Source organism: Anabaena sp. UHCC 0253, assembly GCF_009712085.1.
Classification (GTDB): Bacteria; Cyanobacteriota; Cyanobacteriia; order Cyanobacteriales; family Nostocaceae; genus Dolichospermum.
In genome coordinates this window covers 1-26,353 of sequence record NZ_VILD01000002.1, presented here as the reverse complement: position 1 = coordinate 26,353, position 26,353 = coordinate 1, and the positions used below count along the sequence as shown (strand labels likewise).

The following is a 26,353-nucleotide window of genomic DNA, read 5'->3' as shown; positions in this document are numbered from 1 at the left end:
CTCGCGGGGGAAGTAATAACAATGGTAATGGGACTGCGGTTTTAGATTTAATCAATGTCACGGAAACCCCCACTTTAGTAGCTACGGAAACCCTTTCGCCCCAACGTCTCAACTTGGCTGAAACCCTTGATAATATCAGCTATCGCATCATCGGTTTGGGATTTCCCCTGCTCACTATTGGGATTATTGCCGGTGGAGTTTGGGCGAATGAAGCCTGGGGTTCTTACTGGAGTTGGGACCCTAAGGAAACTTGGGCGTTAATTACTTGGTTAGTATTTGCGGCTTATCTGCATTCTAGAATAACTCGCGGTTGGCAAGGGCGAAAACCAGCAATTCTAGCCGCAACTGGTTTTGTTGTGGTTTGGATTTGTTATTTAGGTGTAAATCTTTTGGGTAAGGGTTTACATTCTTACGGCTGGTTTTTCTAATTAGCATTTGGTGTAAGGGCGTATCCCTGACGGGACTGGAAGCATCAGCATTCGGTGTAAGGGCGAAGCATTCGGGCGATTAATTATCGGTTTTTTCCCAAGTTCATTTTCCGAATGCTTCGCCCTTACATCGAATGCTTCGCCCTTACACCGAATGCTGACGCTTCCAGCACGGTCAGGGATACGCCCTTACACCAAATGCTTCGCCCTTACGACTTCTGACTGGGCGCAGGCCCTGCGCCCCTACGGTAATATTATTAAATATTTTGTTGGTTTGAGTGATTTCTTAACCCAAGCTAAATTACTCTATTTAAATTATACAAATTAAAAATCCAGCCAATACTGACAAACTCCTGAATGATTGTCAACACTAGAACCTGAATGCAGGTTATAATTTTTTTGCGGAGCAACTTTACAAAAATTTATGAGTAATCCCCTTGTGCAAGCCTTTTTTGTAGGCAGAGCAGTAGCTGAAGTGATTAATGAGCGTGTGGAAGTCGCCTTGACTGACGCTTTGAGTGAACTGGGTAAATTTGATGCTGAGGCTAAAGAGCAACTACGTCAGTTTACAGAAGAAGTGATTGCACGAGCTAATCGGGCAGCAGAATCGTCTGCAACTGGAACAACCACAGGTAATAGTTCGACCGGTGGAGATTCAGTAGACTTACAAACCGAAATTGACGAATTAAGGGCAGAAATTGCTCTATTAAGAAGTGAATTGCAGAAATATCGCAATACTGCAAAATAGGTAATGGGTAATGGGTAATGGGTAAGATAAATATTCTCCCTGCTCCCTGTCCCTTCTACCTACCTTCAATCAGATGACTCCGTGACAACCCGACGGTATAAGAAAAATATGGAACAAGGTTACTCAGACAAAGCATACCGTTGGAATCGGGAAAAATACTCTAGCAAACGCCGCTTTGTGGATATTTGGTCTTTTGTCTTGACCTTGATGTTCAAGATATGGCGCTATAACAAAGCTTGGAGTTACCCTGGCGGTGTAACCGAAGTTAAACAATCGGCTAGACGCAAAGCCCAAGCAATCTGGGTTAGAAATACATTTTTGGATTTGGGTCCGACTTTTATTAAAGTTGGCCAATTGTTTTCTACTCGTGCTGATATTTTTCCTAGTGAATATGTAGAGGAACTATCTAAGTTACAAGATAGAGTCCCAGCATTTAGTTATGAACAAGTTGAAGGAATTATTGAACAGGAATTAGGGAAAACAATTTCTCAACTATTTCACAGTTTTGAACCTATTCCTTTAGCTGCTGCTAGTTTGGGGCAAGTTCATAAGGCTGTGTTACATTCGGGTGAGTCGGTAGTTGTGAAAGTTCAACGTCCTGGACTCAAAAAGCTATTTGAGATTGATTTAGACATTCTTAAGGGGATTGCTCGTTATTTCCAAAATCATCCTAAATGGGGACGAGGAAGGGATTGGATGGGTATATATGAAGAATGTTGTCGCATTCTTTGGGAAGAGATTGATTATCTAAATGAAGGACGCAATGCTGATACTTTTCGCCGTAATTTTCGCACCTATGACTGGGTGAAAGTGCCGAGAGTTTATTGGCGTTATGCCACTTCTAGGGTGATCACCTTGGAGTATATGCCGGGGATTAAGGTTAGTCAATATGATGCTTTAGAAGCTGCGGGTGTGGATAGAAAGGCGATCGCTCGCTATGGCGCTCAAGCATATTTACATCAACTTCTGAATAATGGTTTTTTTCACGCTGATCCTCATCCTGGAAATCTCGCAGTTAGTCCTGACGGGGCTTTAATTTTCTACGATTTCGGGATGATGGGAACAATTAAATCTAATGTCCGAGAAGGACTAATGGAAACGCTGTTTGGGATCGCCCAAAAAGATGGCGATCGCGTGGTAAAATCCCTAATTGATTTAGGAGCAATCGCTCCTGTTGATGACATGGGACCTGTTCGCCGTTCTGTTCAGTATATGCTGGACAACTTCATGGATAAGCCTTTTGAAAACCAATCTGTGGCAGCTATTAGTGAAGATTTGTATGAACTGGCTTACAATCAACCATTTAGATTTCCAGCAACTTTTACTTTTGTCATGCGTGCCTTTTCCACTCTAGAAGGAGTTGGTAAAGGTCTAGATCCCGAATTTAACTTTATGGAAGTTGCCCAGCCTTATGCAATGCAGCTTATGACAGATAATAGTGGTTCAGAGGGGAATAGCTTCTTGAATGAATTAAGTCGTCAAGCAGTTCAAGTCAGTAGCACTGCTTTAGGATTACCTCGGAGATTAGAAGATACCCTAGATAAAATCGAACGTGGGGATATCCGTCTACGAGTTCGCTCCGTAGAAACTGAACGCCTGTTACGGAGACAAAGTAATATTCAACTGGGAATGAGCTATGCTCTTATCATCAGTGGTTTTACAATCGCTGCCACCATTCTTTTAGTTAGCCATTATGTGTGGTTAGCAGCCTTCATTGGTCTAATTGCAGCCTCAGTTTCGTTCATACTGATCCGGTTGCTTTTACGCCTCGACCGTTATGATCGGATGTATTAATTGTTCACGAAAAATCTATGAAACTTGACTCTACCGGTTGTACAGATCCGGGACTTATTCGTGCTTATAATCAAGATTCCTACTATATTGACCCCACAGGGCGATTCTTTATAGTCGCTGATGGGATGGGAGGTCACGCAGGGGGAGAAGAAGCCAGTCGCATTGCTACCCAAGAAATTCGTTTTTATTTAGAGAATAATTGGCAATCCTCGGAATCGTCATCAAAACTTTTAGAACAAGCTTTATCTACTGCCAATCAAGCTATTATTCAGGATCAGCAAAATCATCCTGAACGTGCTGATATGGGAACAACAGCCGTAGTAGTAGTGATTCGTCCATCCGAATCTCCTGTCTGTGGTCATGTTGGCGATTCACGCCTCTACCGTCTACGGGAATCACAATTACAACAAATTACAGAAGACCATACATGGATTGCCAAAGCCATGAAAATGGGTGATATTAGTGCTGATGAAGCGAGAATTCATCCCTATCGCCATGTTTTATCCAGTTGTTTAGGTAGGGAAGACCTCAATCAGATTGAAGTTCAACTACTGGATTTAGAAAGTGGCGATCGCCTACTCTTGTGTAGTGATGGACTCACAGAAGAACTCGTTAATCAAGAAATTTTTGGCTACGTTAAAGATGCGCCTTCTTTAGAAAAAGCTGCTCATGCCCTAATTGAAGCTGCAAAAGAACAAGGTGGACATGATAATATTACCGTCGTCCTAGTATCTGTAGAATCCTAAGCGAAAATGTAGAGACGTTCTAGAGAACGTCTCTATGATGGTTATAAAAAGGTATATTTTAATTTTTTTCTCTCCATGCTTTAAACTGGTGCAAATAAATATTTCTTATCTGTTCCCTGTTCCCCGTTCCCTGTTCCCTTCTTTGTAAATATACTCAAGAATTTGTTCAATTTGAGCATTTTTCCTTTTCATAAATTGATAAAAATATTTTTAATCTCCAGAAATTACTACAGGAGTTAAATTTCTATAATTTCCACCATTGACATATTGCACTTTGTAAGATGTCTTAAATAGACAGCAAATAGAGGGTTACTAAATTACAGAATCTAGATAAAAAGCCAAGTATCAAACTTGTCGTTCCCTTGATTTCTTACTCCTGACCCCTAAATAAAAAAACCATAGCTACTGCTATTCAAAGAATCTTCACCAAGACTAAACTATCCCAATTTAGTATATAAACCCGCTCGTAGCGGATTAGATTCGTATATCAGTAGACTTAGTGCAGTATATACTCAAAAAAAATAACCTCAAAAACATGGGCAAATTGTCAAACATTTGTTATCTTTCTTAATATAGAGAAACAAATGTCAAACAAAATTTAGCCAAAGTATCACCCTTGTCTCTTTTATGTTCTATAGCAGATTGTAGATAAAGGGAGTAAATAAACCGAAACAAGCTAAAACTTGTTTTATCGTTCACTCCTAAACCCTCAATTCTGTTGTTGATGTTGATATTACACGTTGTTTGTTTTGGAGTTCATCATGAATCAACCAATTGAACTGTCCTTGGAACAGCAATTTAGCATTTGCTCCTTTGCTACACAAGTCCAACACATGAGCCACGAACAAGCCCAAGACTTTTTAGTTAAGCTTTATGAACAAATGGTTGTACGTGAAGCCACTTATCAAGAATTACTTAAACAGCAGTGGGGTCTAGACTCAGGTTCCGCTATGGCATAGAGTATCCTTTCCTGTGTCGCAGTGGGCGACCTCCTTCTCTTGCTCGTTTCCAAGAAGGAAAAAAGCTGGGGATGCTGGGGCGTCAACTTCGATTACTAGTACCGCAGGGCGGAATTAAAAATTAAAAATTAAAAATTAAAAAAGAGTCAGGAGTTAAGAATAAAGAACATTTTTCTCTTCTCCTCCCTATTACCTATTACCTATTACCTATTACCTATTATCTGTCACCTGTAACCTGTAACCTGTCACCTATTTATTTAGGAATTGAGAAGTGAAAAGTTATACTCCTCACCTCTCATAAGACTACTCCTTACACTTATTGCAATTAGAACATTTAGGGAGTACGTGCAACCTCTAGCTAAAGATGCAGATTTGTTGGCAATATCACTAAAAGTAGTATAAAATATTGCCAAATTATCAGATATTATTGTTTCCCCTGTAATATATTTTCAATTTCTGTCAATTTGACAGGACCAACAAAGTTCGGACTAGTCATAATAAAAGAAGGTGTTCCACCTAATCCTAATTTTCTGGCTAGTAGTAGGTCTTTTTGGATAGGATTATTGGCTAATTTGCGATCGCTATTAAATTTTACGAGATTTAAATTTAGTTTTTTAGCAGTATCTAAATATAAACTCTCACCCAATTGCTTTTGGTTTGTAAACAAGGCATCATGATATTCCCAAAACTTACCTTGCTGATATGCAGCCCAAGATGCGGTAGCTGCGGGTAAGGCTTGTGAGTGAATTTGATAAAGTGGGAAATGTTTATAAACTAAGGTGAATTGATTAGGATATTTCACTAATAAATCTTTGAGACTTTTCTGTGCTTCGGCACAATAAGGACATTCAAAATCAGAGAATTCTATCAATACAGTTTTTAATTCAGTTGCACCAATAGTGGGAGAATCACCAATTACAGCTTGGGGATTTTTTTGAAAATCATTAATAAATTCCTGTCGTGATTGTTGTAATTGTTGTTGCTGTTGTTGCTGGTAGGCTTCCACAGATTCAATAATGACTTCTGGGTTTTTGCGGATAATTTCTAAAACTTGTTGTTCTAGTTGGGAATCTATTTTAGTTTGAGCTTGCACAGGGATTGACCAGCTTAATATTAGGCAGATTAAGCTAAAAATTGCCAAATTTCGGAAATAAGTAAAAGTTTTGAGCATTTGTCAAAGATATCACACTAAAAATCTAATTTTATCAAGTAGCGGAGCAAACAGCAATTGTCCTAATTTTCTGTAAAAATGCCTTTAATTAATAAGTAGGTTGGCGTTAAAAATTGTCGTTATGACAAGGGAACAGGAAGAGAGTTTTTACTTTTCGTTACATATTTTGGTTTTTTTCTGTTCACCTATTATACATATTTGATAATTAAAGTTTACATATAGAGACTTTCCGTGGGAAAGTCTCTAGTTCTGAATATATAAATTGAGAATTTGCTGATGTTTTACCTAAATTGTTCAGTAAATATCCAAATTACAGAGAAGTGAGATCACAGTTATGTTAACAAGTTGGCTTTACTTAATTGCAGCAATTATTTTTGAAGTTTCTGGTACAACTTGCATGAAACTGTCAGCAGAATTTACTAAACTTATCCCTTCAATTTTCATCTTTGTATTTTATGGACTTTGTTTAACATTTTTAACCCTGTCTCTGAGAACAATTCCCGTGAGTATAGTTTATTCCATTTGGGCGGGTGTTGGTACACTTATAATTGCCATGATTAGCGTGATTTGGTTTCATGAGTCCTTGACGCTGATCAAAATAATTTCTATGTCTTTAATAATTATCGGTATTATCGGTTTAAACTTAGCTGAGTGAAAGGAAGTAGGGAAAAGGGCATAGGGAACAGGCAAGAATTTTTACCAATCACCCATTACCAATTACCTGTTATACTGCAAACGTCTTAAAACTGAACCCCTCTCCAAACCTCTCCCCGTTCACGGGGAGAGGCTTAGAAGTTATTTTTTGGTCAAAAAAAGTGCAGTTTCTAACCGTTTTGAGTATACCAAAGTAAACTAGAAACTTGGGTTAATAAAAAAACAGATTATTATGAACAATAAAATTCTGGCTACATCTGTATTTTTACTCACAGTCAGCTTATCAAATACAGTCCAAGCTGCAAATTATGAAGATATTAGACAGTTATTAGCAACGAAACAATGCCAAAAATGTGTTCTCAATAATGCTGGGTTGGTAATGGCTGACTTATCAGGGGCAAATTTAAGCGGTGCAAATTTGGCTGGTGCGAACCTAAGTCGAGCAAATTTAGCTGGTGCTGACTTGCGTGGTGCTGATTTACGAGGTGCGAGTTTATTTGGTGTAAACTTAAGTGAAGCTAAACTCAGTGGTGCAAATTTAACAGGTGCTGATTTAAGAAATACCTTTTTAATGAACGCTGAAATAAAAGGTGCGGATATTACAGGGACAAATTTTCAAGGTGCGGTAGGAATACCTGCACAAATTGCTAAATCTGAAGATTTTTATGCCTGGGGTGTAGCAGCCGCAGAAAAGGGTAATCTTAAACCAGCTATTGATTATTTTAGTCAAGCGATCGCCCTCAAACCAGATTATGCTGGAGCATATTTAGCCCGTGGTGTTGCTAGTTATCAAAGTTTAGACAGAAAAAGCGCCTTACAAGATGCCCAAATGGCAGCAGAATTATTTGAAAAAGAAAAAAATACTGAAGGACTAAAAACAGCGCAAGCTTTTATTACAGAATTAAAAACACCTTATTCAGAAACAGTGAATGCGGGTAAACCCAGCTTTATGGATTTTGTGGGGAGTTTAGGTTCAGTTTTATTACAGTTTTTGCCTTTTTAGAAAATTGAGAACTGGAGACTGGGGACTGGGCAAGAATTATTTATCTTTTAGATTTTGCCTTTTCCTTGTTCCTTTTTCTCTATTCCTAATTAAGTAGGTGAACAGAAAAATTGAAAGGTATGTGAAGAAAAGTAAAATCGCCCAAAACTCTCTTCCTGTTCCCTGCGATGCACTGAGCGAAGCCGATAGCGTAGCGTGGCGTAAGCCATAGTGTTCCCTTGCCCCAACGACAATTTTTAACGCCCATCTACTAATGAGTGATGACTATTAAATAAACTCTTGAGTACATTTTAAAAAATTCTCTAAAATAGGCGTTAAACTGTTTTGCTGCCAGATAATAGCAGTTTCTATTAAAGGTACTTCTTCGAGTATCGGACGATAAACTACGCCAGACCTTTGCAGATTCTGTATAGAAGATGGTGTAATAGCCACACCCATTCCAGCCGATACTAACCCAATAATTGTTTGCATTTGAATTGCTTCCTGAGTAATATTAGGGCTGAAATTTGCCTGGTGAAAAAGGCTCATGATGCGATCATAAAGTCCTGGTGCTAAATAGCGGGGAAACATGATTAAAGGTTCATTTAGAAGTGATCGAACTGAGACGTATTCTTTTTGAGCTAATGAATGAGTTGACGACAAAGCTACAACTAAAGTCTCCTTGTGAATACACTCATAAGATAGTGTGTCATCTTCCAACGGAGGATGAGCAAAACCTACTTGAATTAGGGAATCTCTCAGTGCTTCTTCCTGTTGACTCGTCGTTAATTCTAGTAATTCTATTTTTACTTCTAGAAATTGCTCACGAAATTTACGCAAAATCAAGGGTAATAGGTCGTAAATTACCAAACTCGTAAATCCTATTCGCAGTTTACCTGTTTCACCTCTTCCAGTTCTTTGTGTTAGTGTCACTGCGGATTCTAGTTGCACCAGTAGTTGATAAGCCTCTTGTAAAAATACCTTACCAGCTTCTGTTAGCTGTACTTGTCGCTTAGTTTTGCGATCAAAAAGTTTTACTCCTAGTTCTGCTTCTAACTGTTGGATTTGTTGACTGAGAGGTGGTTGAGCTATGTGCAGTTTTTCTGCGGCTTTACTGAAATGTAATTCCTCAGCTACAGCGATAAAGTAACGCAGGTGTCGTAGTTCCATCTTTATTATATTTTATAAGTCTTAATGTTAAATAAATATATATTGGACATATTAAAAAAGTATACATATCATATTCGTACAGAGATTTAATTGAGTAATGATCATGAGTGAAAAAATAATGCCAGAGAATTTAAAAAGTAAAGCTATCACACAAGGGGTGCAGCGATCGCCTAATCGGGCTATGCTGAGGGCTGTGGGGTTTCAAGATGCAGATTTCCATAAAGCCATTGTTGGTGTAGCCAATGGTTACAGCACCATTACCCCTTGTAACATGGGGATTAATCAATTAGCACAAAGGGCAGAAGCCGCTGTAAAAACCGCCGGTGCAATGCCCCAAATTTTCGGTACAATCACCATTAGTGACGGGATTTCTATGGGGACAGAAGGGATGAAATACTCCCTCGTGTCACGGGAAGTTATCGCTGATTCTATTGAAACTGCCTGTACTGGACAAAGTATGGACGGTGTATTGGCAATTGGTGGTTGTGATAAAAATATGCCAGGGGCAATGTTAGCAATGGCAAGGATGAATATCCCTGCTATCTTTGTTTACGGTGGCACAATCAAACCTGGACACTATGACGGCAAAGACTTAACTGTTGTTAGTTCCTTTGAAGCCGTTGGCCAATACAGTGCCGGCAAAATTGACGAAAATGAACTGTTAGCAGTAGAACGCAGTGCTTGTCCCGGCGCAGGTTCTTGTGGAGGGATGTTTACAGCTAATACCATGTCTTCAGCATTTGAAGCTATGGGTATGAGTTTACCCTACTCCTCAACAATGGCCGCAGAAGACGCAGAAAAAGCCGACAGCACGGAAAAATCAGCCTTTGTTCTCGTTGAAGCCATTCGCAAGCAGATATTACCCCGACAAATCATCACCCGCAAATCTATAGAAAACGCCATTTCTGTCATTATGGCTGTGGGTGGTTCTACTAATGCAGTATTACATTTTCTGGCGATCGCTCGCGCTGCTGGTGTAGAACTCACAATAGATGACTTTGAAACCATTCGCGGTCGTGTTCCTGTTTTGTGTGATTTGAAACCCAGTGGTAGATATGTAGCCACAGACTTACACAAAGCTGGTGGAATTCCCCAAGTCATGAAAATGTTGTTAGTTCATGATTTGCTACATGGTGATTGTCTGACAATTTCCGGGCAAACCGTCGCCGAAGTCTTAGCAGATATCCCCGCAGAACCACTGACAAACCAAGATGTAATTCGTCCTTGGGATAATCCCATGTATGCCCAGGGACACCTAGCCATTCTCAAAGGCAACCTCGCTATAGAAGGGGCAGTAGCCAAAATTACCGGAGTCAAAAAGCCTGTAATTACAGGACCAGCCAGAGTATTTGAATCTGAAGAATCCTGTTTAGATGCCATTTTAGCTGGAAAAATCACAGCCGGGGATGTGATTGTCGTCCGTTACGAAGGACCAAAAGGCGGACCCGGTATGCGGGAAATGCTCGCCCCCACCTCAGCCATTATTGGGGCTGGGTTAGGTGACTCTGTAGGATTAATTACCGACGGACGTTTTTCTGGTGGTACTTACGGTATGGTAGTCGGCCACGTTGCCCCAGAAGCAGCCGTAGGCGGAAATATCGCCTTAGTCAAAGAAGGTGATAGCATTACCATTGATGCCAATGCTCGTTTGTTGCAAGTTAATGTATCAGATGCAGAATTAGCTAGTCGTCGTGCCAATTGGCAACCACTTCCACCCCGATACACGAAAGGCGTACTAGCAAAATATGCTAAATTAGTATCTTCTAGTAGTGTTGGTGCAGTTACAGATTTGGACTTGTTTACTAATTAATTAATAGATACCTGACTTTTTTAATAAGTCGGGTATTTGAAATTAAGATATTTGATGCTTATGCAGCTAAATTCAAACTTATCAGAGGCAGCTATTCAACGTTGGCAAATCCTGAAAGATAGTATTCATCAAAATTTGAATTCTTTCACTCAATCTGTACAAGAAACAGCCACACAAACCACTGATAATACTAAAGCTACTTTAGAAAATAATTGGCACTCTCTTGAAAAAATTACCAATACGACATCAGGAGTAATGCAAAATGCTATTAATACTTCTGTTCATGATTGGTTATCAAAATATCCCGTAGTTTTAAAGGTATTGGAAATATTCACTTGGGGAATAAATCACCCTGTCAGGGGTGTGATCATTCTCTTGTTTATAATTGCTTTACTTTGGAGTATTATCAAAGCAATTGTTAAGTTAATAGAAACTGCTAGTTGGTCTCTTTTAAAAATTCCTTTTATTTTACTACAAAAATCCTTAAAATCTCTGTGGATAGTGTTTGGAAAATATGGAAATTTAAGAATTAAACCAGTTACTGATAATCAGTTAAATGATGATAATTCTGAAGGAATAAAGTTAATTTCTACCAATATTTATCCAGATAAACAGCAACGGTTAGCCGAAATCACCTATCGTTTAGAAGTTATTCATAATGAACAACAAGCTTTATTAAAAGAAGCTAATGAACTCATAAAATCAGATTCACAAAAGATTATTACTAATATTAATGATCAGGAGAGATTTATTTAGGTTTAAGATTTGTAATTCCAAGAAATAAATTATCTAGATTAACGTTAGCGTAGCGTGCGTGAAACGCATACCGCAGAGGAATAAGGGTTTGAGAGGTTTTTACGTTTACCAATTACCAATTACCAATTACCAATTCCCAATTACCAATTACCAATCACCAATTCCCAATTAGTAGCTAAACCCTAATTTCTGATTCCTCAGTTGTTTCTTTTGGTTGAGGAATATTGATAGATTGTAACATTCTTTCCCGTTTTTTCCGAGCAATTTCTTGCAAATCAACACTTTTATCAGTTTCATCTACAATTTCACCAGTTATTACCTCAAGTACATCTTCCAAGGTAATAACACCAGCAACACAGCCATATTCATCAACAACTACCGCAAGGTGTTCGCGGGCTTCTATGAAGTTTTTCAGAAGTTTGTCAGCGCGAATCATTTCCGGGACAAAACGCACCTTTCGACACAAATCTGCAATTTTTTTATCATTATTCCCTTCAATCATTGCTGTTAGTAAACTTTGTTTTAAAGCAAATCCAATAATTTGATCAATAGATTCATCAATAACGATAATTCGGGTATGTTGGGAAGCAATAATGTCAGCTTTAGACTCAGCAAGAGTTAAATTACCACGGATATATGTGAGCATGATTTGGGGTGTCATCAAATCTGAAGCTGTGACATCATTTAATCTAAATACCCGCTGAATCATCTCTGCTTCATCACTTTGAATAATTCCCTCTTGTTGACCAATCCTTGCTAACAGCTTTATTTCTGCTTCATTTGTTGTCGGTCTTTTCCTACCTCTAGAAAAGGGTGCAGTGACATTTTCTAGAATCCAAACCAAAGGTGTAAAAGCAATAGAAATTCCAGTTACAGGTATGGCTGTGAGTATAGCAATTTGTTCAGAATATCTTTCTCCAATAGTTTTGGGGATAATTTCTCCAAAGATGATAATCAGAAATGTTAATATTCCTGAAAATACACCAAGCCATTTATCTCCTAATACTTGAGTAGCAATACTTCCTGTGAGAATACTACCAATGATATTGAAAATATTATTGAGGATAACAATAGTAGCAATCGGCCGATTCATGTTTTCACGAATCGCTAAAAGTGCAACTGCGGAAGGATTTTTTAATTGCGCTAATTGTCTAACTCTTAACGTTGAAACAGAAAACAGCGCCGTTTCTGTACAAGAACACAACGCTGACCCTAAAATAAGCATAAAAACAGTAATTATAAGTTGTAACATATATTTCCCCAAGTATGGGAATATCTAATTGGGAATACTTTGAATTTATTCTTTAATGATTATAGCGCGGTGTTTAACTTTCTAGATATAAAAATCTTATCCTATCTGGAAATGAGAGATGGGAATAGTTATATTTTGTTAGAGTCAGTTAAGGAAGGAGTCAGGAGTATGGCTTACGCTACGCTATCAGAAACAAGAAAAATATTTTTTCTCTTCTCCTCCCTATTGCTTGTTACCTGTCACCTTCTTCACCTGTCAATTGTCAATTGTTATAAAGAGTTGGTTGCAGCCAATTTTCTACCGTAGCAAATAACAATAAACCCTGTTAAATACATAAATAAACTGTAAACCGCAGCCGGGATAGCCATCTCAGGATTTTTGAGTAGTCCGGCGGTAATAGCGATCGCTAGTGATCCACTTTGAAGACCAACTTCAATTGTAATGCAGATTTGTTGAGCAGGATTAAGTTTCAATAGCTTACTAATACAAAACCCTGTAAACATGGAGATAGTATTCAACAAGACAACGCCAACTCCCACTTGCTGAATTAAGTCGGGGATACGCTGCCATTCACGAATAGTTAGCAATAAAATAATTATAGCTAGTAATGCACCGGCGAGACGGTTAGTCACTTTTTCTAAAGATAAAGCAAATTCTGGAAAAATCTGCCGTAAACCCATTCCTAAGCCGATAGGAAAAAGCGTCATTAGAAAAATTTGCAGTATTGTTTTTCCGATGGGTATGGCGATCGCCCCACTTGTGCCGATAAAGTGCTGATATGCGAGGTTTCCTAACAATGGAATTGTCAATACTGTAATCACGCTGCTAAAAGCTGTCAAAGTTACTGAAAGTGCAACATCACCCTTAGCCAAAAATGTAATTATATTCGAGGATGCCCCACCTGGACACAGTGCGATGATCATTAACCCCATGGCGATTTCCGGCTGCATGGGTACAACTGTAGCAACAATAAAACCAATAATAGGTAAAAAAACTAACTGACTGATTAAGCCGGCTGAGACAGCTTTAGGATACTTTTTTATCCGTTGAAAATCTTCGGGTAGAAGAGATAATCCCATCCCTAGCATAATAATAGCTAAGGATGTAGGTAAAACAACCGCACTCAAAAAGCTTGCTTCCATATTTGTATGAACTACACAATGAGTTGAAAATATAAGCAGTATTCTACAACCCATTCACTTACAGCACAATAGCAAATTAACGCTTTCTACCTGTTTAGAGGATATTTGAAAAGTTTTGGGCAAATATAAGAAACCCACGCAGGTGGGTTTTGTCTGTGTAGCTGCGACTTCTAGTCGCCAGGGTGAGTATGAAATAATTAATTAAGTAGGTGAACAGAAAAAATTAAAGGTATGTGAAGAAAAGTAAAATCGCTCAAAACTCTCTTCCTGTTCCCTGTTCCCTGCGATGCACTGAGCTTGTCGAAGTGTTCCCTGTTCCCTTGCCCCAACGACAATTTTTAACGCCCACCTACTTACTGTGGAGTTGGTGGTTGTAATTTCTCCATCACAATATCTTGATTTACTAAGGCTTGGGGATGATTGGGATTGAGTTCTAAAGCTTTTTTCAAGGCTTCACTAGCCTCTGGATATCTGGCCAAAAATCTCAATGCTATGCCTTTTCCTGCCCAAAAATTAGGATTTTTAGCTTCAATATTGATAGCTCTTTCATAAGTATTAGCTGCTTCTTGATAACGTTTTAAAGCCATTAATCCTAAAGCTTTGTTATACCAAGCTATTGAAGATTGAGGATTAAAAGCGATCGCATTATCAGCCGCAGTAATCGCTTCTTGATAACGTTTTAGACGTAATAATGTGGCACTTTGATTTACCCAAATTTCCGCTAACATGGTTCTATCGCCGATATAACCATCTCCTTTAAGAGCGCGATTGTATGCAGCTAGGGCTTCTTCTACTTGTCCCAAAGAGGTAAAAATTCGCCCTTGATTGTACCAAGCTTGGGAAGAAAAAGGTTCTATTTCAATTGCTCGTTGATTGGAAAGTAAAGCTTCATTATATTTACCTTGATACCAAAGAGTGACACTTCTATTACTCCAGGCGCTGGCATAATTGGGTTTGATAGCGATCGCTCTATTTAATGAAGCTAAAGCCTCTTCATGTTTACCCAATCCCGTCAAGGCGTTGCCATATTGATTCCAACCTAAAGCTACCCCTTCTTGTCCCCAGACATTATCACTTTTTTGTAAAGCCGTTTCACAAGCCGCCGCCGCTTCTTCATGCTTCCCAATCCGGTTAAAGTTAGCGCATTGATTGGCTAGGGCAAAAGCATAACTAGGGCTGAGTTTGACTGCTGTATCAAAAGCCGTTTGTGCCTGGGCATACTTGCCTAATTTCCCTAAAACTACGCCATATTCTGTCCAAATTTGGCCATCGTTGGCATTAGTAGCTATGGCTTTATTGTAGGCATTCAAAGATTCATCATATAACCCCATAGCGTAGGTAACTTTACCACGATTAGCCCAACCAGTGGCGGCGCTATAACTACCCCAAAATTGATTGGCTTCCAGGGCGCGATCGCAAGCTTTTAATGCTGCTTCTAAATTAGGAACTTGATATAAAGCTAAACAACTATTTGTCCAAGCTAGGGAATAATCTGGATTTAATTTTGTCGCCCAATCAAAAGATAAACGCGCCTCTTCTGGCTTGGCAAATTTACTGAACGCCACACCCCGATAATTCCAAGCTACAGCCGGAGTCGCTCTCCCCCAATTTGCATCTATTTGTAAAGCCTTATCACAAGCAATAATAGCTTGGGGATATTGTGCTAACTCCGTTAATGCTGAACATTTTTGTGTCCAACCTTCGGAACTTTTGGGATCTAAATTAATAACTCTTTCATAGGAAGCAACAGCTTCTGTAAACTTATTAAATGCTAATAATACATTACCCCGTGCTAACCAAAGTTGAGGCGGACGAGCATTAATTGCCAAAGCAGTATCACAAGCTTTTAAAGCATCCTCATACTTCTTATTATTTACCGCCACTTCCCAAGCACTACATAAAGAAGCCCAGTAATCAAAATCCTTTAAATCTTGTTCTGCTTGGGCAGGTTGAGGATGATAAACAGTTAACGCCAAACTACAAAAACTAAACAGCAACAAAGAAGATAAACGAGGAATAGTTTGAAATATTATCCCTTTTTGTAAACCTATATTTCCCATTACCCATTCCTCAATATTTTTACCTTTATTTTTCACAACTATGTTCGCTGCCGTCGGGCATAATTGTTCTACATAGATAGGCTTCTTTGAGGTTAGCTCCTTCCATTTGAGCCGCTTTCAGATTCGCCCCCGCTAAGTTAGCTTTTGCCAAATTAGCTCCTTTTAAGTTAGCTCCCTGTAAGTTAGCACCTTTGAGATCACTACTATACAAGTTAGATTCTTGTAAATTAGTTTTACTTAGATTTGCACCATATAGTTTAGCATTACTTAGTCTAGCCCGATATAAATTCACATTACTTAAATAAGCTTCTTCCAGATTAACTTGGGACATATCCTTACTTTCACCTCCTTGATTGGTAATTTCCCAAACCAAGCGCCATTTTGGATCAATAATCGTTCCTTCATTGATTTTTGTATCTTGGAAATTCACCTGTCTTAGATCAGTATCAGCTAGATTTGCATAACGAAAATCAGTTTCTAGAAGTTTTGCCCCTCTCAGATTAGCTCTACTTAAATCAGCATAGGTAAGTTGAGCTTTGGTTAAATTTACCTCATACAAATTCGCTCCTCGTAAGTTAACTATAAATAAAGCAGCATTTTCTAAATTTGCCCCTGATAAATTAGCATAATCTAGGTTAATCCCCTGTAAATTTGCACCGACTAAATCTACTCCTGCTAATTCTTTACCAGCAGTTTGATTAGCTACTTTCCAGACAAACAGCCATTTACTATCTATAACTGTTTCCTGACTAATTTTAGCTGCTCTCAAATCAGCGTGCAGAAGATTAGCATTTTCTAAATTTGCTCCAGTTAAATCTGCACCATTTAAATTAACTCCCTCTAAATTAGCTTCTTTTAAATTAGCTTTATTGAAAACAGCATTTTCTAAATTGCCATTTTTCAAATTAGCCATGAATAAATTAGAACCTGATAGATTCGTTCCTGATAAATTAGCTTGAATTAACTTAGCTCTTAACAAATCAGATGATTTTAAATTGGCATTACTAAGATTGGCATTTTCTAAATCAGCATTTTCTAATTTTGTATTTTCTAAAATTGCTCTTGTCGCTTTCAAATCATTAAGTTTTGCTCCTCTAAGATCACTGCCTTGTAAATTTGCTCCATTTAATTCTGCTCCTCTCAGGTTGGCATTTCGCAAATCACATTTAATACATTCTCCAGTTTTTAATAATTGTTCTAACTGCCTTCTATTGGCAGCTTCTCCAGGTAAATTTAAAATTGAAAATGTCGCTAGGAATATCAGTGGCAACCAATAAAAATGTTTCATAATTAATTTTGAGAATTTACTAACTAAATGATCAATCTATTTATTAGCGAAATTGAGGTGGTAATTCCTCAGGTGGTAATATGTCATTTTCTGGAGAATTTGGTAAATATCTTCGTGGAGGTGTTTTTGTTCCATTAGGTGCAGTTGGAGTTTTTTCAGTTTGATTACCAGCACCAGTTGGTACAGGATTCTCTGGAGACAAAGCTCCTGGCGGAATATTAGGAATATCTGAGGATTTTTCTGAGGGTGATATTGGTGGAACAAGAGTTTCAATAACTGTAGAACGAGTAATTACTTCACCTGCTTCATTAGTTACTTGTAAAGTAATTGTTTCTTTAATAGGATTAGCAGTATTTAACAAATAAGAAATTGCTCCCTCTGGTTGAACTACACCTGGTGAGGGAAGAAGTTCAACTTTAATATTCTTACTACCCTTGACTTTCCATGATACATTCAAGGGCATCTGTTGATTAGCAATAATTGGAATTATATAGTTGGGGCGGGCTTCTGCACCTTGAATTTTAAACTCGACTATTTGGGTAGGTATGGGTTTGATTTTAATTAAATCGGTTTTTTTAACTTCTATTTTTTCGGGTTGTCCTTTTTTGGGAATCACTGCTAATTCAAACAAGTAATTTCCGGGATTAATACCATCAGTAGGAACATTTTTACAACTGAGGACTTCTGCTTGCTGAGAACACAATTTATTTAATGACTGCAAATCATATTTTTTTAATTGAGTTTGTATTGCTCCTTCAGGTGTTTTACCAACTAATATTACTTCTTTGATTTGTTCTGGGTTATTAATTTCCCAATTCAGTAGAATACCCTTCCTATCTAGGGCATTTTCTTGATATTCAGGTTGAGTTGATGTTAAAGAAATAATCTGAGGTTGAGGAATAGGTTCAATATTGATTTTATTAGTTTTTAGAGATTGAGATAATGTGCCTTTTCCTTGTTGGTAAGAGATGGTAATTTCAAAGTTATAGTCACCTGATTTTCGAGCATCTGTCATCACATTTTCGCAGTTCAATACCTGCTGTTTAATCTGACAAGAATCTTGTAGTTGCGGAGGAATACCCTGTTGGAAATCGTAAACTACAGGGGCGCTGGTGATGATTCCTTCAGGGGAAAAACCGACTATTTGAATATTTTTAATTCTATTTGCTTCGGTAATTTGCCAATTTAATCTAACTGCATCATCATTAATTTCTTTATAAAAAGTGCTTTCTGAATACAAATGGACAATCTGCGGTAATGGCTTGGGTTTAAATAATAGCCACCAGAGGATAAAACCTGTACCTGTAATTACGCCTAAAATTATTAAAGCTAAGATGATAAAGTGCCACCAAGGACGAGATTCCCAAATTAATGCCCCCTGAAACCGATTATTAATTAATGGTAAGTCCTGGGTATCTATAATTTCTACTATGAAGTTAAATGACCTACCATAAAAAGGTCGTCGCCACCATAACTGAGGAGGCTGTACTGTTAAATTAATGCTTGTAGATGCTCCAGGTAATAACGATATATCTTCTTTGTTTAATTGATAAGTACATATATTTTCTTGATCTGCACTTTCTACATTAATTTTTAATTCCCTAACTGTGTTGCCTTTGTTATAAAATTGTAATTCAAATAATCCTGGTAAGTTTTGAACTTTTCCTACCTTGGTAAGCATTTGTATATCTAATTCATAAGTCCCTTTTACCTGGATATAAAACATATCCAATAGGACTAATTTCTGCTGGTTAGGGGAAAATTCTTCGTTATCTGAATAGATCCGAATGGTAGGCGAGTAAACTCCAGCTATACTATCAGATGGGATAGTTAATTCAACCTGAATGTCTCCTTTTTCTCCAGGGTTTAATTCTAGTGTGTCGGAGGTAGGAAGTGATCTTGATGTATAACCAGTTGGTGTATAGTTAATTTGCAGATTATCTTTAGGAAAATCAGGCCAAATTAGGTTTAAATCTGGACAACTCAGACGGAATCTATCTACCCGTTGTGAACGATTATCAACTTTAATTATGAGGTCTAATTTATCACCTGGTTGGAGAGGAATCGGTGAGGAGGAACTGGTATATGGTTCAACGGTAAAGGTAGGATCATTCGCTGTATCAGATGATTTAACAAAAGATTTGATTAATAGTTTTCCTTGGTGCTGAATGCGTTCTTCTCGATAATGTTGTGATGCTTCTGGGGCATCTAATATAAGTATATATTCGTATAATCCAGCAATGGAATCAGATGGAATTTCAATGTCAAATATTACTTCTCCATTCTGTTCCGCATTTAAACCTAGACTTTGGCTAGGTGGGATATTTCTTAATGTGTGGCCGAAGTAGTTTTTATCTATATATTTGATGCTATCTATGCGGATATTAATCAGGGCATCTTCTCCACCTTGATTAAATACTGTTACTCTTAATTTAAATGTTTCTCCAGCTTCAGCAACGATATTTCCTGTGGGATCTATAATGTAACTTAGGGGTTTTTGGTTAGTCAAAGTGCGCTGATTCATGCGTCCACTATAATTTGTTATTTATCTGTAATTTAGTAGCATTTAAAAGGAAAAGAGGCTGGTGACAAGAATGATTTTGAGTGGCGGTTTTTATAGCTTTAGGCAATAATTTTGTTAGCGATTTTTTCGATTTTTTTACTCCATGGATCTTCTGGATTTTCTACATAAAATAAACTAGATGTATTTTTTTTGTTATTTTGTAATTGTTTGGGTATAGAAAACTGGATAATTTTTTCAGAGGTAGGTAGTATTCCAGCTACAGTTGCTTGACGATGGAAAAATTTATGTAGTTCGGTTGTCAATTCTTCTTCATTATTAACGGCTTGATTCATAATTAGCATTTTTTTAGGAATACTTAATTTTTCGGCAATTTCTAATGACATAGTTGTTTCTTGGAGGTCTTGGATATCTGGACGCAAGACGATGACGATGGTGTTAGAAATGCTAATAGGTAATAAGGTTTGTTCTCTAATTCCGGCTGGACAGTCAACTAATAAATAGTCAATGTTTAAGTTTTCAATTATAGTGTTGAATCCATCATAAATATATTTAGGATATTGATCATCTAATTCCAAGTTTAGGCTTTGAGCAATATCTCCCATTTTAGGACTAGCAGGAATCAGGTCAATGTTAAAACTTTGATTTTCCATCTGGAAATCAAATTTGTATGCAGCTTTGTTGATGGAACATTCTTTCTTCAGATAGTGATTGAGGTAATCGAGGCGTTCTTGTCCTGGGAATAAATAATGTAATCCTGGAGAGGAAAGATTAGTTTCGATAATTCCGACTTTGTATTTTGTTTTTCTAGCGATCGCTGCTGCTAGATTAGCCACAATAGTTGATTTACCTGTACCATCTCGGAAGGAGTAAAAAGATATAATCTTCGGCATATATTTTCGTTAATGAGAGTTGTGATTATTCAACCGTATTATATTAATCGAATTTGCTACGTAAATATTGAGATTTTTTTACTAAGGTGCGGATTGATGCTTTTTTTTGCTCAAAGGGTTTTTCTGTGAGGATGCGCCAATTATCTCGCATTTGTTGTGCTTTGAGAGCTAATTTATTTAAGTAATTATCCATGTAAGAAGATTTTAGACGCTCAAAAGGTAGGGAATCCTGAATTTCTTCCATATTGAAATCAATGGCTTCTCTTTTTAATTCATCAGCTTTTTCAGCTAATTGTTTGAGAAACTCTTGACGTGCGGTTTTTTCAGCTTGTCCTTTCTTTTTGGTTTCTTCTTCCCGTATACCGTCCCAGTCCATTTCGGGAGCAATGCGGATACGTTCTATCCATAATACAGTGGTAGAAGTTCCTACTAATACTAATACGGAAGGAATAAGAGGTAGCCAATATGCCCAGAAAAATAACCCCGCATAGCAAACTACAAATAATCCACCCACCATGACTACTATTGCGGTGATGACTAACCCTGTTGGTTTTAATTTTGGCCAAGTTAGCAGCCCTCCCAGAACAGCCCAGCCCCCAATCCATAACCATTCTCCTAATTCAGGAAAATACAGAATTTGCGGGGGACGATTATCTTCAACCGCACTAATAATTTGACTGATAATTTGGGCGTGAATCACGACTCCTGATGTATCAGAGTTGCGGTTGTAGGGGGTGGGAAAAGTATCTTTAAAACTAGAACCAGTATAGCCAACTAAAACTACTTTGTTTTTGATTAATTCTGGAGAAACCTGATTATTCAGGAGTTCAGAAATACTCACTATCCGACTAGGTGATTGAGATGAACGATAGTTGAGTAAAATCTGATAATCGGAAGTCTTTAAGTTCTGATAACCACCGGCATTGCTTTCTAGACGTTTAAACTCAGCTTTACCTATTTTTAGGGGTGTTGTATCTGTGGGTGGGTCTATTTGCGTGTCTTCAGGAAAGTAATATTGTGAAATCAGAAAAGGAAAAGAAGAGAGGATTTGTTGAGGATCATTACAAAGATGTTTGTCTGGATAAGGTTTGTCTAAAGAGGGGGGACTACTAACTAAAATACTGCGGCGGATAATTGCATCTGGATCGGGGTCTTTATTAGCAAAACCAACCTGTTCAGAAGGAATGCTAGAGGGTGGTTGGACACCAGAATTTTTTCCAGCATCACTCATCCCGCAAGGCATAATAATAGCTGTATTTGCCTCTTCAAAGGTTTTATTTAAGGTTTCTTTGCCTTCACCAATGGGGATATCTCGAAATATATCTACGCCAATTACTGCTGGTTCATTCTCTTGTAGTTTTTCTAAAATTTCCGCAAGTTTTTGATCAGATATGGGATAGGGAATTTTTTTATTAATATCTTCATCTGTGAAACCAACTATCAATAATCTTTTATCTTCAGGTTCATTAGGACGTTGGCGGACTAAATAATCAAAAGCTTGCAATTCTAAAGATTGTAATCCCCCTAATTGGCGAATTCCCAAGACTATAACTGTCATCCCCACACTGACGATTAATACTTTACTACTCCATCTAGATATTGCTTGAGATAATTGGGGATTGAATAACAAAGCGTCAATTTTTGATTTGAGTTGAGACATCATAATTTTATTAGCGATTTAATTTGCTGGTTATTTAATTAATGTTTGCTGATAGCGTAACGATGATAATTAACAATTAACTACTGTACGAGCGAAGCATTCGGGCTATCAATTATCCATTTTTGTCTAAGGCTATTGTCCGAATGCTTCGCCCCTACGACTTCTAATTCTTCCTTTTATTACCAAAAATTGCCAATCATAGTAAATGCACTCCAGTAATAAGGATGTTTAAAATCTATATCTTTTAAATCTTCTAAATCTGGGGGTAATTTTTCGATCCGTTCATCATTGATAACTATATAACCGTCCTTAAATTGGACTTTTCCTGTCATCATATCTAGTTGAGCTAGTCGTAGTGCTTCTACTTTAATGGGGTTGGATTGTAAATGTTTATAGAAGCTGACCATCAATGCTAATGTACCAGCATCATCTACAGACCAAAGACTAGCTAAAACGGATTTTACTCCTGCTTTGACTGCTATACCAGCAAATCCCATTTCTGCTTCTTTGTCAGCGATCGCTGTTTCACAAGCACTAAGTACCATTAAGTCTACAAAAGGTGAACTATTTAAGTTTAATGTAGTTGCGAGATTATCTAATGTTACTTTTCCATCGCCAAACTGAATATAAGAATTTTTTAATCCTCCTTCAAATTTACCATGAGTTGCCAAATGAATCACCCGAAATTGATTTAATGATCGGGCTTTGATGAAATTGCTAATTGTAAAATCTTCTTTGTTGAGATAATAGGGCTTACTTTTTGGAGATTTAGTTGCAGATGAGTTATTTAGCCAGATGTTTGTAATTGTATTTAATTCAATTGGTACTGCTGGTAATGGATCTAATGATGGATTAATATTGTCAAATTTTGATGCTCCCATAGCGAGAATTTGAGTTTGTCTCACATCATAGGATTCTGGTTCTTCAGGTAATGTGAGTGAGGTACTGGGCATAATCCCAATTTTATATTTCTCAAAAATAAATCCTTCTCCATCATGAAGTGCAGCAATTGGTAAAGAACGTAAATCTGTATCCATTACAAAAGATAGAGTATCAACTTTCAGTTCTACTAAATCTTGAGCTATAGGTTTAATTAAGACATTATATAGTTCTTGGCTATAACTTAGATAGGATTTACTATCACTTCTAGCTAAATTAGAGTCCTGAAGTCTTCTGAGATAGTTCTGCCTAATTTCTTTGATATTTTTCCTAGTTACTCCTGGTACTAGTTTTTCAATCTTTTGGCTATTTGCTGTGATTATTGCTAGATATAATTTATCTGAATCTTGTTCTTTGGCAGTTCCTTGCGGAAAGTTCCAATCTGGTTTAAAAAAGGCCTCAATAATAGCTGGTTTGATGCCAACAATTTTATTGAGTCTACTCTGAATTTCAGCATCGGATAATTCCCGAACATTGATACCTAGAACACTAGAAACTTCATTATGAATTTTAGTTTCTCCTCTTTGAGATACATCTGTGCTATTTGGTGCTGCTAGTCCGAGAGAACCACTTAAAAAGGCAGTTCTAGGAACATTAGGAGGTGGTTCTTGGCTAACGATATTAATGTTAGGAACACTAAAATTACCAGGTATATTGATATTACTGAGTTTGGTTTCACCAACTATAATTGCATCTTTTGTGCCGCTACCTGTAATATTTCCTAGACTATCTATAGGAAGTGTGCCAACTTGTAATATAGATGCACCATGCAGGAGTGAAAATATACCACTACTAGGTAAACCCAAGGTGGAAATACTGGCTTTTTGACCATTAAAAGAGGTGAAGCTATCTTTGGCGATAAAATAAACCAATGCAGAGATATCCACATTACCACCTTGATTACTGATGCTTTCTGCCTTGATTGAACCTATTTGAATACTTTGATTGCTCAATCCCAAAGTAACATCACCGGCTTTACCAAAAGTACCGCTGGAGTTGAGGTTGCCTGTAATCAGGGACGAGAAGGGTTGAATGGTGATATCACCACCCGTAATACCCGAACTATCAATGTTACCTGTAGCTACCAATCCTGTTGAGAGAATTTCGGCGGTTAATAGTTCGACAGGGATATTTCTGTCTGTAACAGTGATGTCAATTTTACCACCTTCCCCAAAGGTAGAACTGCTATTGATGTTGACTGTATCAATGTTGCCAAAAGATTGAAGGGTGACATCACCACCATCCCCTGTGGTAGAACTGGTAATTAGAGAACCTGTTGTCACTTTACCATTGGGTGTGGTAATGCTAATTACTTGACCTTGGGTGCTAATGTCACCAATAGCAATATCTTGATTTGCTTGGAGAGTCACACTAGCGTCACCTGTGCCAGTGATATTAGCATTAGTACCATTAATTGCTCCTGAACCGATAGGCGATCGCACAACTACAGGATCTTTAAATGTCACATCACCCGTTAATGTAATTAAACCACTACCATCAACTCGGCCAAAGGTAATTAAATTAAATCCATCTTGGAAGAAATCTATTTCTGATTTATTCAGAGTCAGCACACCGCTGATATCATTACTTGTTCCACCTAAAGTAATTGCCTGAGTTGCTGTCACTGGCAAAATTGTCAACTCTACACCAACACCGCTCACATCATTACCAAAGTTTAAAGCATTACTTGTAATAATTGCATTATTGGTAAATTTGACTTGATCATTATAGGTTTGTCCTGCTGTACCAGTGGTAGTAACATTATTATTAATTTCTGTACTCCCCTCGATATTTGTAGTCAAAGAATTGAGAGGATTATTATCACCAACTGCATTATTAAAGCGAGTTATACCACCAGTATTCACAGTTAAGTTTCTCGCTATACCACCACCAGAATCAACCTGATCATTGAAGGTAATATTGCCATTATCTGTACTTTCTAAAACTACATCACTACCCAAAGACATTAATTCACCATAAGTTTGATCCCCTGCTGTCTTAATACTGGTAGTATTAATAGCAATCGTCCCACCAACATCCGTGGTTAAAGAAAACAGTGAACTGGTGTTTCCAATTGAATCATTAAAGCTAGTCAATCCCCCCGCATTAATAGTCAAACTACGTGGTGTACCATCAGAATCAATAGTATTATTAAAAGCAACATTACTATTATTGCTGCTGTTTATAGTTGTATCGCTTCCTACTATCACACCATTATTATAAGTCTGATTACCTGTAGTATTGACTGCATTAGTTTTAATAGTAGTTGTACCAGCACCATTCATAGTTAAAGAACTTAGCCGATTAATTCCACCAACTTCTTGAGTATCATCACTCCCCAAAGTAGTATTTCCACTACCATTAACAGTTAAAGACTGTCCCCCATTTGTCGAGGCATTTATATTACCATTTAAAGCAATATTTTTACCTTCTAAAACCGTATTATTTGATAAGTTAATATCACCATCATAGGTTTGATCATTTTCTGTAGTAATATTGCTATTAATATTCAAACCACCACCACCTATGACTATCAAATTATAATCTATACCACTCAAATCAAGAGGATTTCCAGATGCAGCAATATTCACAACTCCAGTATTATCCATCCTGCCAATAGTGACATTACCAGTAGTAGTGATATTCGTTAAATCAGTTGTATTGAGATTGAAAATACCAGTAGCACCACTGCCAATACCAACTGTATTATTATCAGTTGAAGGTTGTAACGTTAAGTTGGCAGAACCTAAATTTAATACTCCATCTAATTGGACATCAGCCGCAATGATCGTGAGAGGATTATTATTAGTATTGAATAGAGTCCCATTCAAGGCAAAATTTCCTATTCCATCACTATCTGTATCGGCTGTGATATTAGTATTAGCAGCTATAGTTAAATTACCATTATAGGTTTGACTTCCTGTAGTTGTAACATTTCCATCAAGTTGAGTTGCACCAATAGTTGTTAAATCACCATTACCAGTGACTGTACTTTTAAAATTCAGACTACTGCCTGTAAAAATGGAATCATTAACTAAGTTAACTGCATTGTTATAGGTTTGACTACCTGTAGTTGTAACATTGCCATTAATGTCTATTAAATTGCCACTAGCTATCAAATTCCCTAAGGCTGTGGTATTACCAACTGTATTAAAGGTGAGATTTCCTGTTCCTGAATTTGCAGTTAAGTTCGTATTACCATTAACTGTGTTAGCGAAACTAATCCCATTTCCTGACAATGTGGGATTATTGGCTATGTTAACTGCATTGTTATAGGTTTGAGTGCCTGTAGTTGTAACATTTCCCTCAATTTGAGTTGCACCAATAGCTGTTAAATCACCATTACCAGTGACTGTACTTTTAAAATTCAGACTACTTCC

Annotated in this window: 19 protein-coding genes; 9 read left to right on the top strand and 10 right to left on the bottom strand. The window is 37.5% G+C overall.

The features are described 5' to 3' along the window. The 5 genes from ccsB to FJR38_RS04245 all read left to right on the top strand — a co-directional run. The coding region (gene ccsB / locus FJR38_RS04265; RefSeq protein WP_168535650.1) for a c-type cytochrome biogenesis protein CcsB at positions 1 to 428 on the top strand (428 nt) is incomplete at its 5' end. A gap of 424 nt (positions 429 to 852) precedes the next feature. Then, complete coding sequence (locus FJR38_RS04260) at positions 853 to 1,176, top strand: DUF6825 family protein (protein ID WP_168535648.1); 324 nt, start codon at positions 853 to 855, stop codon at positions 1,174 to 1,176. Between the two features lie 108 nt (positions 1,177 to 1,284). Continuing rightward, positions 1,285 to 2,970, top strand: a complete 1,686-nt coding sequence (locus tag FJR38_RS04255; protein WP_168536410.1) for an AarF/ABC1/UbiB kinase family protein — start codon at positions 1,285 to 1,287, stop codon at positions 2,968 to 2,970. A gap of 17 nt (positions 2,971 to 2,987) precedes the next feature. Continuing rightward, positions 2,988 to 3,716: a Stp1/IreP family PP2C-type Ser/Thr phosphatase gene (locus tag FJR38_RS04250; protein WP_168492444.1), complete on the top strand. Its 729-nt coding sequence runs from the start codon at positions 2,988 to 2,990 to the stop codon at positions 3,714 to 3,716. A gap of 761 nt (positions 3,717 to 4,477) precedes the next feature. Beyond that, positions 4,478 to 4,675, top strand: coding sequence for an NblA/ycf18 family protein (locus FJR38_RS04245; protein ID WP_168492445.1), 198 nt, complete (start codon positions 4,478 to 4,480; stop codon positions 4,673 to 4,675). 424 nt (positions 4,676 to 5,099) lie between these two features. On the opposite strand, the gene FJR38_RS04240 is transcribed toward FJR38_RS04245, so the two are convergent. After that, on the bottom strand, positions 5,100 to 5,846 hold the full coding sequence (locus FJR38_RS04240) for a DsbA family protein (protein ID WP_168492446.1): 747 nt from the start codon (positions 5,844 to 5,846) through the stop codon (positions 5,100 to 5,102). Between the two features lie 334 nt (positions 5,847 to 6,180). Here FJR38_RS04240 and FJR38_RS04235 point away from each other — a divergent pair, with 334 nt between their 5' ends. Beyond that, on the top strand, positions 6,181 to 6,501 hold the full coding sequence (locus FJR38_RS04235) for a multidrug efflux SMR transporter (RefSeq protein ID WP_168492447.1): 321 nt from the start codon (positions 6,181 to 6,183) through the stop codon (positions 6,499 to 6,501). Positions 6,502 to 6,732: 231 nt separating this feature from the next. Beyond that, the gene (locus tag FJR38_RS04230) at positions 6,733 to 7,503 is read left to right on the top strand and encodes a pentapeptide repeat-containing protein (protein ID WP_168535646.1); all 771 of its coding nucleotides are present in this window, start codon (positions 6,733 to 6,735) and stop codon (positions 7,501 to 7,503) included. A gap of 267 nt (positions 7,504 to 7,770) precedes the next feature. Here the strand turns inward: FJR38_RS04230 and FJR38_RS04225 are convergent, their stop codons facing one another. Then, positions 7,771 to 8,652: a LysR family transcriptional regulator gene (locus tag FJR38_RS04225; protein WP_168492449.1), complete on the bottom strand. Its 882-nt coding sequence runs from the start codon at positions 8,650 to 8,652 to the stop codon at positions 7,771 to 7,773. Positions 8,653 to 8,770: 118 nt separating this feature from the next. Here FJR38_RS04225 and ilvD point away from each other — a divergent pair, with 118 nt between their 5' ends. Both ilvD and FJR38_RS04215 read left to right on the top strand, forming a co-directional pair. After that, entirely contained in the window at positions 8,771 to 10,462 is a 1,692-nt protein-coding gene (gene ilvD / locus FJR38_RS04220; protein WP_168536408.1) for a dihydroxy-acid dehydratase, read from the top strand. A 60-nt stretch (positions 10,463 to 10,522) separates the two neighbouring features. Continuing rightward, positions 10,523 to 11,218: a hypothetical protein gene (locus FJR38_RS04215; protein WP_168535644.1), complete on the top strand. Its 696-nt coding sequence runs from the start codon at positions 10,523 to 10,525 to the stop codon at positions 11,216 to 11,218. A gap of 175 nt (positions 11,219 to 11,393) precedes the next feature. Here FJR38_RS04215 and FJR38_RS04210 read toward each other — a convergent pair whose 3' ends face one another. The 8 genes from FJR38_RS04210 to FJR38_RS04175 all read right to left on the bottom strand — a co-directional run. Further along, positions 11,394 to 12,470 carry a hemolysin family protein gene (locus FJR38_RS04210; protein ID WP_168492452.1) on the bottom strand — a complete coding sequence of 359 codons (1,077 nt, stop codon included), beginning with the start codon at positions 12,468 to 12,470 and terminating at the stop codon, positions 11,394 to 11,396. Between the two features lie 269 nt (positions 12,471 to 12,739). Then, the gene (locus FJR38_RS04205) at positions 12,740 to 13,612 is read right to left on the bottom strand and encodes a bile acid:sodium symporter (RefSeq protein WP_254445202.1); all 873 of its coding nucleotides are present in this window, start codon (positions 13,610 to 13,612) and stop codon (positions 12,740 to 12,742) included. A 353-nt stretch (positions 13,613 to 13,965) separates the two neighbouring features. Then, a complete protein-coding gene (locus FJR38_RS04200; RefSeq protein ID WP_168535642.1) occupies positions 13,966 to 15,708 on the bottom strand; it encodes a tetratricopeptide repeat protein in 1,743 nt (580 codons plus the stop codon). Next, positions 15,698 to 16,960, bottom strand: coding sequence for a pentapeptide repeat-containing protein (locus FJR38_RS04195; RefSeq protein WP_168492457.1), 1,263 nt, complete (start codon positions 16,958 to 16,960; stop codon positions 15,698 to 15,700). The genes FJR38_RS04200 and FJR38_RS04195 overlap by 11 nt, the downstream gene beginning before the upstream one ends. A 43-nt stretch (positions 16,961 to 17,003) precedes the next feature. Further along, a complete protein-coding gene (locus FJR38_RS04190; RefSeq protein WP_168492458.1) occupies positions 17,004 to 19,484 on the bottom strand; it encodes a transcriptional regulator in 2,481 nt (826 codons plus the stop codon). A 98-nt stretch (positions 19,485 to 19,582) separates the two neighbouring features. Further along, entirely contained in the window at positions 19,583 to 20,374 is a 792-nt protein-coding gene (locus tag FJR38_RS04185) for a MinD/ParA family protein (protein ID WP_168535640.1), read from the bottom strand. A 43-nt stretch (positions 20,375 to 20,417) separates the two neighbouring features. Next, positions 20,418 to 22,037 carry a CHASE2 domain-containing protein gene (locus FJR38_RS04180; protein WP_168535638.1) on the bottom strand — a complete coding sequence of 540 codons (1,620 nt, stop codon included), beginning with the start codon at positions 22,035 to 22,037 and terminating at the stop codon, positions 20,418 to 20,420. Positions 22,038 to 22,213: 176 nt separating this feature from the next. Next, on the bottom strand, positions 22,214 to 26,353 hold a 4,140-nt coding region (locus FJR38_RS04175), incomplete at its 5' end, for a CHAT domain-containing protein (protein WP_168535636.1).